This window comes from Parafrankia sp. EUN1f (assembly GCF_000177675.1).
In the GTDB taxonomy this organism is placed as follows: Bacteria; Actinomycetota; Actinomycetes; order Frankiales; family Frankiaceae; genus Parafrankia.
In genome coordinates, this window is the sequence record NZ_ADGX01000062.1 from 35,724 (window position 1) to 48,331 (window position 12,608).

General features: G+C 71.9%; 9 protein-coding genes. 2 read left to right on the forward strand and 7 right to left on the reverse strand.

The genetic code is table 11. The features are described from left to right. Positions 1 to 168: 168 nt before the first annotated feature. From FREUN1FDRAFT_RS45215 to FREUN1FDRAFT_RS44005, 3 genes are all read right to left on the reverse strand, one after another. Positions 169 to 1,608, reverse strand: coding sequence for an RNA polymerase sigma factor (locus tag FREUN1FDRAFT_RS45215; RefSeq protein ID WP_006541854.1), 1,440 nt, complete (start codon positions 1,606 to 1,608; stop codon positions 169 to 171). A gap of 338 nt (positions 1,609 to 1,946) precedes the next feature. Beyond that, on the reverse strand, positions 1,947 to 3,350 hold the full coding sequence (locus FREUN1FDRAFT_RS19455; protein WP_006541856.1) for a S1C family serine protease: 1,404 nt from the start codon (positions 3,348 to 3,350) through the stop codon (positions 1,947 to 1,949). Positions 3,351 to 4,673: 1,323 nt separating this feature from the next. Continuing rightward, positions 4,674 to 5,123 (reverse strand): hypothetical protein, encoded by a 450-nt coding sequence (locus FREUN1FDRAFT_RS44005; RefSeq protein WP_006541858.1) that lies wholly within the window; start codon positions 5,121 to 5,123, stop codon positions 4,674 to 4,676. A gap of 51 nt (positions 5,124 to 5,174) precedes the next feature. Between FREUN1FDRAFT_RS44005 and FREUN1FDRAFT_RS19465 the strand changes: the two genes are divergently transcribed. Continuing rightward, positions 5,175 to 6,542: a hypothetical protein gene (locus tag FREUN1FDRAFT_RS19465; RefSeq protein WP_006541859.1), complete on the forward strand. Its 1,368-nt coding sequence runs from the start codon at positions 5,175 to 5,177 to the stop codon at positions 6,540 to 6,542. Between the two features lie 133 nt (positions 6,543 to 6,675). Here the strand turns inward: FREUN1FDRAFT_RS19465 and FREUN1FDRAFT_RS19470 are convergent, their stop codons facing one another. From FREUN1FDRAFT_RS19470 to FREUN1FDRAFT_RS19480, 3 genes are all read right to left on the reverse strand, one after another. Next, positions 6,676 to 7,878 carry a PHB depolymerase family esterase gene (locus tag FREUN1FDRAFT_RS19470; RefSeq protein WP_006541860.1) on the reverse strand — a complete coding sequence of 401 codons (1,203 nt, stop codon included), beginning with the start codon at positions 7,876 to 7,878 and terminating at the stop codon, positions 6,676 to 6,678. A 37-nt stretch (positions 7,879 to 7,915) separates the two neighbouring features. Next, a complete protein-coding gene (locus FREUN1FDRAFT_RS39940) occupies positions 7,916 to 8,554 on the reverse strand; it encodes a hypothetical protein (RefSeq protein WP_006541861.1) in 639 nt (212 codons plus the stop codon). A 248-nt stretch (positions 8,555 to 8,802) separates the two neighbouring features. Beyond that, on the reverse strand, positions 8,803 to 9,894 hold the full coding sequence (locus FREUN1FDRAFT_RS19480) for a hypothetical protein (RefSeq protein ID WP_035952381.1): 1,092 nt from the start codon (positions 9,892 to 9,894) through the stop codon (positions 8,803 to 8,805). Positions 9,895 to 10,034: 140 nt separating this feature from the next. On the opposite strand from FREUN1FDRAFT_RS19480, the gene FREUN1FDRAFT_RS19485 reads away from it, so the two are divergent. Continuing rightward, a complete protein-coding gene (locus FREUN1FDRAFT_RS19485; RefSeq protein WP_006541863.1) occupies positions 10,035 to 11,453 on the forward strand; it encodes a deoxyribodipyrimidine photo-lyase in 1,419 nt (472 codons plus the stop codon). A 641-nt stretch (positions 11,454 to 12,094) separates the two neighbouring features. Here the strand turns inward: FREUN1FDRAFT_RS19485 and FREUN1FDRAFT_RS19490 are convergent. Next, positions 12,095 to 12,608, reverse strand: a 514-nt coding sequence (locus FREUN1FDRAFT_RS19490) for a L,D-transpeptidase (RefSeq protein ID WP_006541864.1), incomplete at its 5' end; no start/stop codon positions are given.

Below are 12,608 nucleotides of genomic sequence, written 5' to 3' on the forward strand. Positions count from 1 at the left end.
AAAGGGTCGCAGGGTCGTCTGGCGACCCGCAAGAACTCCGCAAGAACGAAGGATTTTGGTCGTCGGAACGACCAAAATTGTTCACTCTTGCGACTCGCCAAACCGAGCTACGAGCGCTCATAGGTCCGGTGCCCGCGACGAGACCGGACCGGACCTCGACCGGATGGGTCAGACGGGGACCGGACTGGTCTGCCAGGGGAGGGGGAACGGGAACGGGTTCGTATTGCTGCTCGGGGGCGACGACGGCGTCGAAGGTGCCGGCGTCCCGGTCGTCGGCGTGGACGGATCCGAGGTCGGTGGTGTCGTCGGCGTGTTCTGCGTCGTCGGTGGCCCCGTCGTGGGCGTCGGCGCGTGGCCGTCAGACGGCGTGGTCGACGACGGGCCGGTGGGCGTCTGCGCCGGCGGTGTCGTCGGCACCACGGTGGCCGGCGCGGTCGGCTGGCTGGTGGGCGGCGCCGGGGTGGGCGCCGGCGGCTGAACCGTGGCCGGCGGCGTGGGCGCCGGTGCGGGCCTCGACGGTGGCGGGGTGTAGGGCTTCGGCGCGTCGACCTCACGGACGATCTGTGTGGGGCGTGAGGTGGCGGGGCGGCTCGTGTAGGCGCCTGCCACCGTCGGTGAGGGCGGCGCGTCCACTGGCGCGACCGGCGGTTGGGCCGCGGTCGGCAGTGTGCCTGCGCCGGCCGGGAGCGTCGGAGTGATCGCGACCATGCCGGTGCCCGCGTCGGCCACCAGCTCGGAGCGCCCGGTAGGCCAGGAGATGACGGCGGTGAGCCCGGCCACGGCCACTGCCAGCGCGGCCGCCACCGCGATGGTCGGCCGAGCCCGGAAGTCGGAGAATCCGTTGCCGCGGGCGTTCGAGCCCGCCAGGGCCCGGTCGAGGGCCAGCAGCGGCAGGCCGTCCGCCGACCCGTCGTCGGGACGGTCGCCTGGCGGCGTGACCTGCTCGTCGAGCTGCCCCGCCTGCAGCCCGGTGGAGGGGGAGACGATTGTGACGGCGTCCTCGGGCCCGACGGCGCGCACGCCGGCGCCGTTTCCGCCGCCCGAGGCGGTGAAGGCGACCCGATGGTCGGGGGGCGCACCTGCCGGCGCGCCGCCGAAGGCCGGGGCGTTTCCGGGGATGGCCGCGCCGGGGAGCGGGGTGACGGTGGCTTCGTCGCCTCGGGCGGAACCAGCGGAACCAGCGCGCTCCGCGGCCCGCCGGTTCGCGGCGGCCGCGGCGGCGACAGCCGCGCGGTCGAAGGTGCGTTGCAGGCCGGTTCGCAGGCTGGTCGGCGCCGGCACGATGGCACCGTCCAGCAGTTCCTCCGGCGAGACGCCGTGCGGAACCGGGACGCTGCGGGCCTGCGGCGAGCCGGACCAGGCCAGAGCGCTGCCGCGCGCGAGCTCGAGGAGCCAGGGGCGCAGGCGGGTCGGATCGGAGAGGGGATTCAACCGCGTCCGCGCCACCAGGGCGAACGCGGTTCCGGCCGCCGCCCTGGCGACCGTCGGGTCGCCGAGGATCAGCAGGCACATCGAGAAGACGTCGTCGGCGTAGCGGTTGTAGAGATCGTTGAAAGCCTGACGATCACCACGCCGAACACGGGCCACCAGGTCCGCGTCGTCGTTCATCAGCTGCAACTCCCCGTGACGACGTTCCTGGTCTCGGCGCCGGGACCAGGTTTGGCGACCAATGTGGCGCCAGGCCTGGTCACCGGTCAGGCAGGCTCAATAGTAGGAGGTGCCTGATCTGGCCGGGGTGAAGGTTGTGAAGATTTTTTGTCGTCACCTCGACACCATGGCCAGCTTGACGCTGAACATGGTGTCGTATCCCCCTTCATCGGACACCGAAGCAAGCGTATACGAAGGCATCTTCGACACATCCGCTCCGGCATCGCCGGCGTGGCGTGGTCCTGGTGGCTGGTGCGGAAACCGCCGGATGTTCCCCAAAACCGTCGCCCGGCCGGTGCTCAGGAATTGGGCGGTTGTTCCAGCAGTGTTACGGTCACCGTGTTGGTCTGGCCGTCGCGCAGGTACGTCACCTGGACCTGGTTTCCGATGTCGTGGGACCTGACCGCCGCGATCAGCGAATCGATGTCCGTGATGGTCCGATCGCCCACCTTGGTGATGACATCGCCCGAACGGAGGCCCGCTTTGTCCGCCGGGCCGCCGTCGACCAGCGACTGGATCCTTGCTCCGGTGCCGCTTGCCGCCGTGGACCGGGTGTTCTCACCCGCGGTGTTGGCGCTGACTCCCAAATAGGGGTGCCGGGCGGTGCCGGTGTCGATGAGCTGTGCCGCAACTTTCTGTGCGTAGCTGCCCGGAATCGCGAAACCGACTCCGATGTTGCCGGACTGCTGGGACTCACCGAAGGGTGAGGAACTGCCGCCAACCGTCGCGATGGCCGTGTTCACCCCGATGATCTGGCCCTTGCTGTTGACCAGCGGGCCACCGGAGTTGCCGGGGTTGATGGGCGCGTCGGTCTGGATTGCGTCCAGCACGGTGTTCGTCTGGTCCTGAACAGTTGAGTCGCCGGTGCGCACGGGGCGGTGCAGTGCGCTGACGATTCCCGAGGTGACCGTGCCGTTGAGGCCCAGCGGGCTGCCCACGGCGACAACCAGCTCGCCGACCTGCAGCGCGTCGGACTGCCCGAAGGTGGCTGCCGGCAGGTTGGTTGCGTTGATCTTGATGACGGCGAGGTCCGCGCTCGGGTCGGTGGCCTTGATCGTCGCGTCGAAGGTCCGGCCGTCCTGCATGGTGACCGTGAGGGTGCCGCCGTTCGACGCCCCGGAGACGACGTGGTTGTTCGTGAGGATGTAGCCGTCCCGGCGGATGATCGTGCCGGACCCGGTTCCGGCCTCCTGGCTGGATTCCTCCGCGATGGTCACGACGCTCGGGAGGATGGTCTGTGCGGCGGCGGAGACCGTGTTGTCGGCGGCCTCGGAGACCCCGCCGGAGCTGCCGGTCGCCTGCTGCAGGCCCGAATCGGTCGACACGACCGCGGCCGGTGAGTCGTCCCCCGCGACCAGTGCGCCGACACCACCACCGATACCAGCGGACACCAGCGCGAGTGCCACGGCTGCCGCGATCAGGCGGCGACGCCGCATAGGCGCCGGTGTCGGCGTGGCGGGTGTGAACCGGCCGTAGCCGTCAGGTCCGTTGGGAGATCCGGGCGCCTGCCCACCGGGTGCGGGCGGCGTGACCGGTGATCCCCAGGAGGAGCTCCACCAGGCACTCTGCTGCCCCGGACCGCCTGGACCGCCGGGCGTGGCGCCGGAGCCGTATCCCGGCCGCTGCTCGCCTTGGCCCTGGCTCGTGGAGGCCTGCTGCGCGGCCCAGGGCGAGGGCTGGCCGTAGGAGGCCTCCGGGGGCACCGGTGGCCTCCCCCCGACTGCTGGTAGGGGTTGCTCCGCTGGTCGCCGGGCGGGTAATAGCCAGCTGGGACGCCCGGGCCGGGGCGCGGACCGGTCGGAGGCGGAGCTGGAACCGGAGCCGGAGTGTGGACGGCGGGGAAAGCGCCTGTCTGCTCAGGCCCGGCGGGGCTGGGCGTCGAGGCGGGCGCGCCGGAGGAGGGCCCGCCAGGAGGCTGCTGGTTGTCGTGCGACCGCGGCTCCATCGGCCCCTCCGAACTAGCCGCCTCGGGCCTGGTCCGCTCCGGCAGGTTGTCGGGCGGTGCCCAGGGAGACCGAGCGTCGTGCGTGGCTGTCATGGTAGGCACTTTCCCCCGGCACCCTGAGCGATTCCTGAATTCCGACCAACGTTCCGCTTAGCCAGGCACCGCGGCGCGTGTCCGATCCACGACATACTGCCCGATGCGTGGGTCAGGCCGGCACGAACCCGCCAGGACGGATCGCGCTGTGGTGGTCGCCCGGCACGCCGTCGCCGCAGGTTACGGCCCGGCCCGGGTGAGGTCTGGGGCGCGTGGCCTCCGTGATGCCGACGCGGTGGCGAGGCGTCGTCGTCTGCCGCCGCTCGGATCCGTCGCCTGCCGCCGGACATCGCCCGCCGCCCGCCGGGATCCCGCCCCCAGTCGATGGCCCGATCTGATCCGCGTGCGTTGCATCGTCTCGCGATGTGGCCTGCCGGACGGTGGTCGCTCATTGATGCGGCTTGATGCGGCGGTTGTGAAGGCCTACTCACAAATGTCTCGGCCGGCGGCCGCGATGGGGAGGGGCGCGGTCCTGGCGGAGGAAGATCTGCCGGCGTGATCGGCTGGCATCCCGGCACGTTTGTGCCAGGCTGGGACGGTCCCGTCCAGTTCGTGCTGCTTTCGGGCGAAGGCGGCATGATGTGAGTGCCGGAGCATGATGTCGTGACATGTCGACCGTCGGATGTGGTCATGATGTCGCTGGGCGGTCATGACTGCGTCGCCCGCCGCGTTGAGCCGGCACGGCTGAGTTGCGTGCCGCGCACGGTGAGCCGCGTTCGGCGTAGGTCGCATCCGGGGAAGGGGGCCCGGCTGTTCGCCGGGATTTCGTCTCCGGCTGGCCCGAATGTCAAGGGGGCTCGCGCAACGCACTCGCAACGGCGTGGTACACCGGTATACCGCGCGGGTTTTTCCTGCATGTCCCGGAATCGGAGGTTGTCTGGTGACGGACGGTGCATGGAGGGGAGGCCCTGGAGATCCAGGTCGCCCCGGCTATCGGGGGCACCCGCAGGGCGGCGCGGAACCCGAGGGGTACTGGGGCGAACCCGGCTCACGTGAGCCGCAGCCGCACCCGAACGATTCGCAGCCTGGAGATCCCTATGGCGGCGCTGCGCCGTATCCGGGTGGGCGTCCCGTGGGCGGTGGATATCAGGACGGCGGCTACCCGCCGGGCGGTTATGCGCCTGGGGAGTATCGACAGCCGGCTCAGCCACAGCCTGGTTACCCACAGCCTGGTTACCCACAGCAGGGACAGCCGCAACCGGGCTACCCGCAGTCGGGTCAGCCCCAGCCGGGATACCCACAGCAGGGACAGTCGCAACCGGGCTACCCGCAGTCGGGTCAGCCCCAGCCGGGATACCTCCAGTCGGGCCAGCCGCCGCAGGCCTATCCGTCGGATGGCCTGGACCCCCTGACCGGACAGTTCGCGTCCGGTCAGCCCGCGGGGCCCGGTTATGCCGCGACGGCCGGCTACGTACCTGGCGCGACCGCCGGTGGCCATCCGTCACCAGGCCCGGCTGCCGCGGAGCCGGCGGGAGGCCGGTTCCCCGCCATGGGCCAGCCTCCGACCGGCCCCACCGCCGGTGGCTACCCGCCCGACAACGGCTGGGACGAACCGACCGACACCCGTTCCGGCGGGACGTCCGTGCGGGGGGCTCTTGTGCCGCGGGCAGGCGCGGCGCGCACGTCACCCCGCCCCCAGGGCGCCACCGGTGCTCAGGGGGCTCTCGGCGCGGCGGGTGCCGCTGGTGCGACGGGTGCGATGGGCGCTGTGGGCACGGGGCAGTGGCCCGTGCCGGCGAACACCGCCGGGACGGATCCGCGATACGGCACCGGCCCCCGTGGGGATCTTCACCAACAGGGATCGGCGCGTTCCGCGACGGCATCACCGCGCGTCGAACCGGTGGGCGGCGCCGCTCGTTCCTACCGGGACGCGGACCCGGATGGCCCAGGCCGTCGGGATTGGGACCTTGACCGCGCAGGCCAGGAGCGCGGCCTGCCCGGCCGCGGCGCGGATGCGGGCCGTGGCGCCGACCCGGGTGGCCGGGATCTCGATGGCCGGGATGCCCTGGGCGGCGCGGAGCGTGCCGGCACCGGGCCACGCCGTCGCGCGGCGGCCCGTCGGCGAGGTTTCGGCGACGCGGACCTGGGCGACGAACCGGACTTCCCGGTCGAGGTCGGCGACGACGACCTCGACGACGACTATCCCGGCGGCGAGGACACCGGGCTGGGGCCCTTCCTACGCCGCCTGGTGATCGCTCTGGTCGTGCTGGGCGTGGCGCTCGGGGTCGGGGTGGGAGCGGGAGTTGTCTGGGAGAAGGTGCGGCCCAGCGGCGACGACACGACGTCCGCGACGGGTGCTACGGGCACCGAACCGGCCGCGACTCCCACCGTGGCAGCGGGGGCGACCACCCCGGCACCCAGCGCCGCCGCGAGTGCTCAGCCCCAGGTGACGGTGCCGGCTGACTGGGTGGCCTACACGGACGCCGTTCAGAAGGCCACGTTCTCCCATCCGGGGTCCTGGAAGCAACGCCAGGACAACACCGGTGTCTTCTTCGGTGAGCCGGGTGCCGGCGCCGCCGGGACCTCGGCCGAGTACGGCCCACAGATGATCGGAGTGGCCCGGGTGGCCGGGGCGGACGCCGCCACCGCCCTCAGCAAGGTGCAGGCCGGTGAGTTCGGCAGCGTCAGCGGCCTGAGCCAGGATCGTTCCGGCGCCGCCACCGACTCGTCCGGCGCGCCGACCCAGGAGCTCGCCGGCTCCTACGACCGGGATGGTCAGCGCGTGTCCTACCTCATGCGCACGGTCGACGGTTCCGGCGCGGTCTACGTGCTCATCGCCCGGGTGCCCGCCGAGGCCTCGGGGACGCTCAACACCCTTATGGCCGCGCTCCGGGCGTCCTTCCAGCCCGTGGCCTGACCGGCTGGCGGTCGTGGCGACACCGTCCACGACCGCCAGCTCCGGTTCGGGTAACGGCTCCGGCAACGGCGCGGGCTCGGGCAAGGCCCGACGGCCGCTGGCCGCGGGCCGCGGGCCGCGCGGGTCCAGGGATCTACATGCGCGGCCCGGCGGTAGCCGACCGGGCGTCCTTCAGCAGGTCCCACAGCACCGCTGCGGTGTTGAACGCGGTCGGGCCGGTCAGCGCCGGCCACCCGTGCCCCAGCGTCGGCAGGACGTACTGGACGAGGTGGGCCGATGTCGAGCAGAGCGTCTCGTGCCGGATCGCGACCGGCGTGGTCGTGGGTGTGGCCTGCTGCGATGGGACAGCTGCCCCCGCCGCCGTCCCGGAGCCGGCCGTCCCGGAGCCGGCCGTCCCGGAGCCGGCCAGCTGGCCGTCGGGTCCCGCGGCCGAGATGATCGCGGACGCGGCTCCGTCGCCGGTGGGCGTGCCGGCGGAGCCGGAGGAGGCCGCCGTGGGGTTCGTGCTGGCACCGATGGGGCGGCCGTCCGCGCCGGTGTAGCTCGTGTCGCCGGGCTGGGTGGGCGCCGGGCAGCCGTCGACCGCGCGGAACGGCGCGAGGCTGACGTCCACCGGCGTGATCCCGGTCTGCAACGGCTCCGACCACAGTGTTCCAGCGTAGGGGACGTGCCCGTCCAGACTGCCGTGGATCTCCACTGTGGTCAGTGGCGCCGACGGGGCGCAGCTGAGCGTCTGCAGGCTGGCTGCGACGGCGGCGAAGCCTGCGAGCTCGTCGCCGTGCTCGCAGGCGTAGCGGTAGGCGAGCATTCCGCCGTTCGACAGTCCGATGATGCTGACTCGCCGGGGGTCGATGGGGTATCTGGTCTCCAGATGCGCGATGAGCGAACGCAGCCAGGCGACGTCGTCGACGCCTGACGCGGCGGCGGCGCCGCAGCAGGTACCCGCGTTCCAGGACAGGTTCAGGCCGTCGGGGTAGACGACCGCGAAGCCCGACGAGCGGGCGAACTCGTCCAGGCCCCAGCCGAGCTGCGGCTCGCTGCCGTCGTGGTAAAGGCTGTGCAAAGCCACGACCAGGGGATACGGCTCGACCGTGCCGCTGTCCGGGAGCGTCAGCCGGATCTGACTACCGCGTCCACTCCGCTCGAAGGCGTCCGGTCCCGATGTGGGCGACGGTGATGGCGAGGTTGTCGCGGTTACCGGACTGCCCGTCGCGCTGGCCTGCGGGGAGGAATCGTTGGCACCGATGAGTCCACAGCCGGTGACGACCATCATCGTCGCGAGCAGCGAGGTAAGAAGCCGGACCGCGACGACGCGGCGGCGGCGGGCGGCCGACACGACGGGTATTCTGACGCGCCGCCAACCTGGCCGTGCATCAACGGTGTCGTTGATTACTCTTTGTATTTGAACTGCTGCGCGCGAGATCGCCCTCGCGCACGACGTTCAGTCGCGGGCGCTCACGTGGCGCCCAACGATCCGCCGCGGGGTCGGCTCCGGACTGCTCCCGACCGGCTGGGGTCATGCTGCGGGAGTGCATTGGTAGTGGCATGACGTTTCTCGTCTCGGCGTCGAACGCGCGGGCCTCGCCGTTCTGCGCCGCACCGCTCTGGGCCGTCTGGGCCGCGCTGCTCTGGGCCGCACCGATCCCGCGGTCGACCGGGCCACCGCGCTCGACCGGGCCGATTCTGCCCACGGTGCTGCGCGGGCCGCGACCCGTCTCGCTGTTCCTGCTGTTCTGGCCGTCCTCGGCTCCGTCCGCGCCGGCGGCTGGCGCGGCGTCGGCCAGCCAGATCTGGGGCGGCTCGGTACCTGGCATCGCCGTTTCGGCCGACCCGGCCGCGCTGCGATAGCGATCGAATGCCACCTGGGCGCGTGTCTCCAGGTCATCGACCCTCGCGAGCGACTCACGGACCCTGCGTTCACCGGCGGGGCCGGCGGCCAGCAGGTCGGACAGGCAGTGATCCACTGCCCGACGGGCTGCCAGCCAGCCAAGGAGCAGCCGTGAACGTTCCATGTCCGATGGCTCGTTCACCCGGAAGTCCCTTCGCTCGCAATCTCGTGACGCCACTGTGGCGTCGCCCTCCGCGAGGTGCTGATCGTCCGCTGTTCGTCCTGGCGTAGGGGGCTCCCCCCGTCGTGCGGAGCGGCGTCGGCGCCGCGCCGCGACCCGAAGTAGTTCTCGTCTTCCCAGAGTGCCCCACCCGGCGTCGTGGCGCGTCGTAGTTTGCCGAACGCGCCCCTACTGGTCGGTCAGAAGCGTGGTCAGGGGCTGGGCTGATCCCCCCGAACAGGGGGTGTGGGCGGTGGAGCAGGCTGCCCGGACCGTGGCGCGGTGCCCGTCGCTGGGGGCGGGACGGTGCGGTCCGCAGACGGTATCGGTCCCCGGGGATCGGCCGTCCGGCGGGTCGCCGTCGACGGACGCGGCGGCAGCGCCGGCATCGGCCGTTCGCCTGGCGGTGGGATGGGCGGGCGCCGCGGGATGGGGGGCCGCGGGCCAGGCGCCGGGCGGGTCTCGCGGCGGACCTGCTCGGCTGAGGACCCCTGGCCTGCGGAGGCTGTCTGGCCGGCGGAGGCTGTCTGGCTGGCTGAGGCTGCCTGGCCTGCGGGGGACGCCGGCTCGGTGGATGAGGGCGGCGGTGTGGTGGGTGCCGTCGGCGGGTGGCTGGTACGCCAGGCGGCACGAGCGTCCTCGGCGGCGTCCTCGGCGCGATCGAGAATCTCCTCCCAGCGGCTCTGCATCGGACGGATCAGCCCACCGCCCACTCCGACCACGAGCACACCGGTGCCGGCGGCGAGTACCGCGTACAGCAGCGGGGTCGTGACGGAGGTTCCGATGCCGAGCTCGTCCAGGGCGGCCTTTCCGAAGAGGAGGCAGGCCGCCGCGGCGACGACCCGGCTCAGGGCGCGCCCGTGCGGCAGCCCGCTGAAGGAGTCGGTGAGGAACTGACGCGCGATGCCGGCCAGCGCCAGGCCGACCAGCACGATCGCGATCGCCAGCAGGAGCCGCACCAGCACTCCCAGGACCGCGCCGGCCATCCGGTCGGCCGGGCTGGGACCGAAGACGCCGAGCGCGACGCGCAGGACGGCCAGCAGACCTGCCACGGCGGCCAGCCGGAACAGCCCGTCGCGGACCATGGTGTCATGGCAGCGGAGCAGCCGGCCGATGCCGCTGCGGGCCAGCAGACGGTCGAAACCGTTGTCCTCCAGGGTCCGGTCCGCGAGACGGAGCAGGGCCCGGACGACGACCGCGCCGATCGCGAGGATCAGAGCGAAGACGATCACTTTGGGCCCGGTCTGCGCCATTCGCGACCAGGCGTCCGAGATGCCCTGATCCCATTGCACGGCCTGCGTCACCCCGACAGCACAACAGTGTGTGGCTGGCGATGAAGTGATGCCACGCCGTGGACCTGTGTGGCACTGAAGTGGTCCACAGTGTGTTGCGGTGTGTGGGTCGTTACCTTCTGTGGATGAGATCGTCCACATCGAGTCGGACCGTGTGGTGGCTGCGCCGGGACCTGCGCCTCGACGACAACCCGGCCCTGATCGCCGCGGCCGGGCAGGGCCCGGTGCTGGCACTGTTCGTCCTCGACGAGGCGCTCTGCCGCCCGGCCGGGCCGGTGCGGCTCGCGTTCCTCTACCGCTGTCTGCGGGATCTCGACCGCAGGCTCGCCGGCCGGCTGTGCGTGCGCGCCGGCGACCCCGAACAGGTCGTCCCCGCCGTGGCGGGCGAGATCGGTGCCGACGTCGTCCACATCGCGGCCGACCACGGGCCGTACGGGCGTCGCCGCGACGAACGGGTCGCCCGGGCACTGCTCGCGGGCGGACGGGAGCTGCGGCGCACCGGCTCGGCCTATGCTGTCGAGCCCGGCCGGCTGGTCAAGCCGGACGGCTCGCCCTACCGGGTCTTCACCCCCTTCTACCGGGCCTGGAAGGCGCACGGGTGGCCCGAGCCGGTCGCACCCGCGCCCACGGAGCCGGACTGGCTTGATCCGGCCTCGCTGAGCGGGGGCAGCGAGGAGATTCCCCCGGACCCCGTCCTCGACGGCGTCACGTTGCCCCCGCCGGGTGAGCAGGCCGCACATGACCGCCTGCACGCCTTCCTGCGTGGGCCGCTCGGCGACTACGCGCGGCACCGCGACGAGCCGGCGGCCGACGTCACCTCGCGCCTGTCGCCCTACCTGAAATGGGGCTGCATACATCCGAGAACGGTGCTGGACGGCGTGCGCACGGCGACGGCTCCCTCGACCGACGGCGCCACCGACGGCGCCACGGAGGCGGCGGAGAAGTTCCGCAGCGAGATCGCGTGGCGGGAGTTCTACGCGGATGTCCTCGCGGCTAATCCATCCTCAGCACGGAGCGACCTCTCCGAAACCCTGGCCCGGATGTCCTATGAACCACCCGGCGAGAGCTTCGAGGCGTGGAAGTGGGGGCGAACCGGATATCCCATCGTCGATGCCGGGATGCGCCAGCTGCTGGCCGAGGGCTGGGTACACAACCGGGTACGGATGATCGAGGCGTCGTTCGTCTGCAAGGACCTCCACGTCCACTGGGCGCACGGGGCCCGCTGGTACCTGGAACGGCTGGTGGACGGCGACCTCGCCTCGAACAACCACGGGTGGCAGTGGACGGCCGGCACCGGCACCGACGCGGCGCCGTACTTCCGCGTCTTCAACCCCGTCTCCCAGGGCCGCAGGTTCGATCCCGACGGGGAGTACATCCGGCGCTGGGTTCCCGAGCTGCGCGGTCTGCCCGCCGAGCTGGTCCACGAGCCGTGGAAGTGCCCGGGCGGCCCACCGAACGGGTACCCGGGCCCGATCGTGGACCACGCGGTGGAGCGCCGTGACGCCCTTGCACGGCACGCGCAGGCCCGGAACGCGTCGGCCGGTGGGGCGTCGGCGCCGAGGCGGATCTGAATCGCCCGGCGCGGCCCGGTGCGGCGGATCGTCGGATGTTTCCCGTATCGGGTTGTTTGGTCTAGCCGCAAGTGGTGGTCGTGTCGGCTATCCGACACCATCCGATTCCCCTGTCCGCAGGTTCACTCGGCTGCGATTGGCCACCCTTGAGATGGGCAGGGAGGCGGCGGGCTCGACTCCTCGCCCGTCCATCCGGTGGGGAAGTGACGGGCTCCATCGGACGTGGCCGCGTCGGTGCGGGATGTGGAGGGCAGCTCGTGCCGACGCGCCACGGGCACACCCGTCCGCCGGAGCGCCGTCGGGGCTGATCCCGACAGAGCGAGTCCGAAACGGCGCGTCCACCCGCGGCACGCGACCCACCGGGGATCCCGCGGCGCCGCGCAGCGCCAGCAATCCGCCTCAAGAGGGGCAAAAGGGGCCGCAGGGCACCTGGCGATCCGCAAGAGGTGAGGATTGTGGCCGTCAGAACGACCAAAACTCTTCACGCATCGGACTCGCCCATTCGGGGCATCGCGCTCAGACGTCCAGCAACGTTCGTGGAGTGTCAACCGTGCGAATCGCCGAACATCGGCGTGGACCGGACCCGGGCTGATCAGCGCGAGTGAGGCTGATCAGCCCGGGATCACCGGGACCGTCCGGGATCAGGCGACGATCTCCACTGGCGTCCCCAGCGGGACGGTCTGTGCCAGCCGGGTGATCGAGTCGTTGCTCAGCCGGATGCAGCCGTGGCTGACGTCGCGGCCCAGCGAGCTCGGATCGTTCGTGCCGTGGATCCCGATGACCGGATCGCGGCCGCCGAAGTCGTCCAGGCTGGTGGAGAACCCGCTCAGGCCGAACGCGTACGGCCCGTAGGCACCGTTCGGGTTGCTTGGCCGCAGCAGCTCCATCAGGAAGAACCGGCCGCCGGGGGTGGGAGTGTCCGAGGTGCCGATGGCCACCTTCTCCTCCGCGATCTTCTGATCGCCGCTGAAGAGACGCAGCACGTGCGCGCCGCGCGCCACCTCGATGCGGTAAGGCGTCTGGCTCGCGTTGACCTGGGCGGCCTTCACCCAGCCGGTGCTTCCGTTGGGCTCGACGGGCAGCAGGACCTGCCACCATCCCGGCATCTTCGCCTGCACGAGGAAGACCCGCGGGGCCCCGTTCTCGTTCGGGTTC

Excerpts from the sequence above, each read along its gene's own strand:
- FREUN1FDRAFT_RS45215 (WP_006541854.1), bottom strand. The coding sequence starts at position 1,608 with ATGAACGACGACGCGGACCTGGTGGCCCGTGTTCGGCGTGGTGATCGT.
- FREUN1FDRAFT_RS44005 (WP_006541858.1), bottom strand. The coding sequence starts at position 5,123 with ATGGCCACCGGCGGTCGCGCCAGGTACGTAGCCGGCCGTCGCGGCATA.
- FREUN1FDRAFT_RS19465 (WP_006541859.1), top strand. The coding sequence starts at position 5,175 with ATGGGCCAGCCTCCGACCGGCCCCACCGCCGGTGGCTACCCGCCCGAC.
- FREUN1FDRAFT_RS39940 (WP_006541861.1), bottom strand. The coding sequence starts at position 8,554 with ATGGAACGTTCACGGCTGCTCCTTGGCTGGCTGGCAGCCCGTCGGGCA.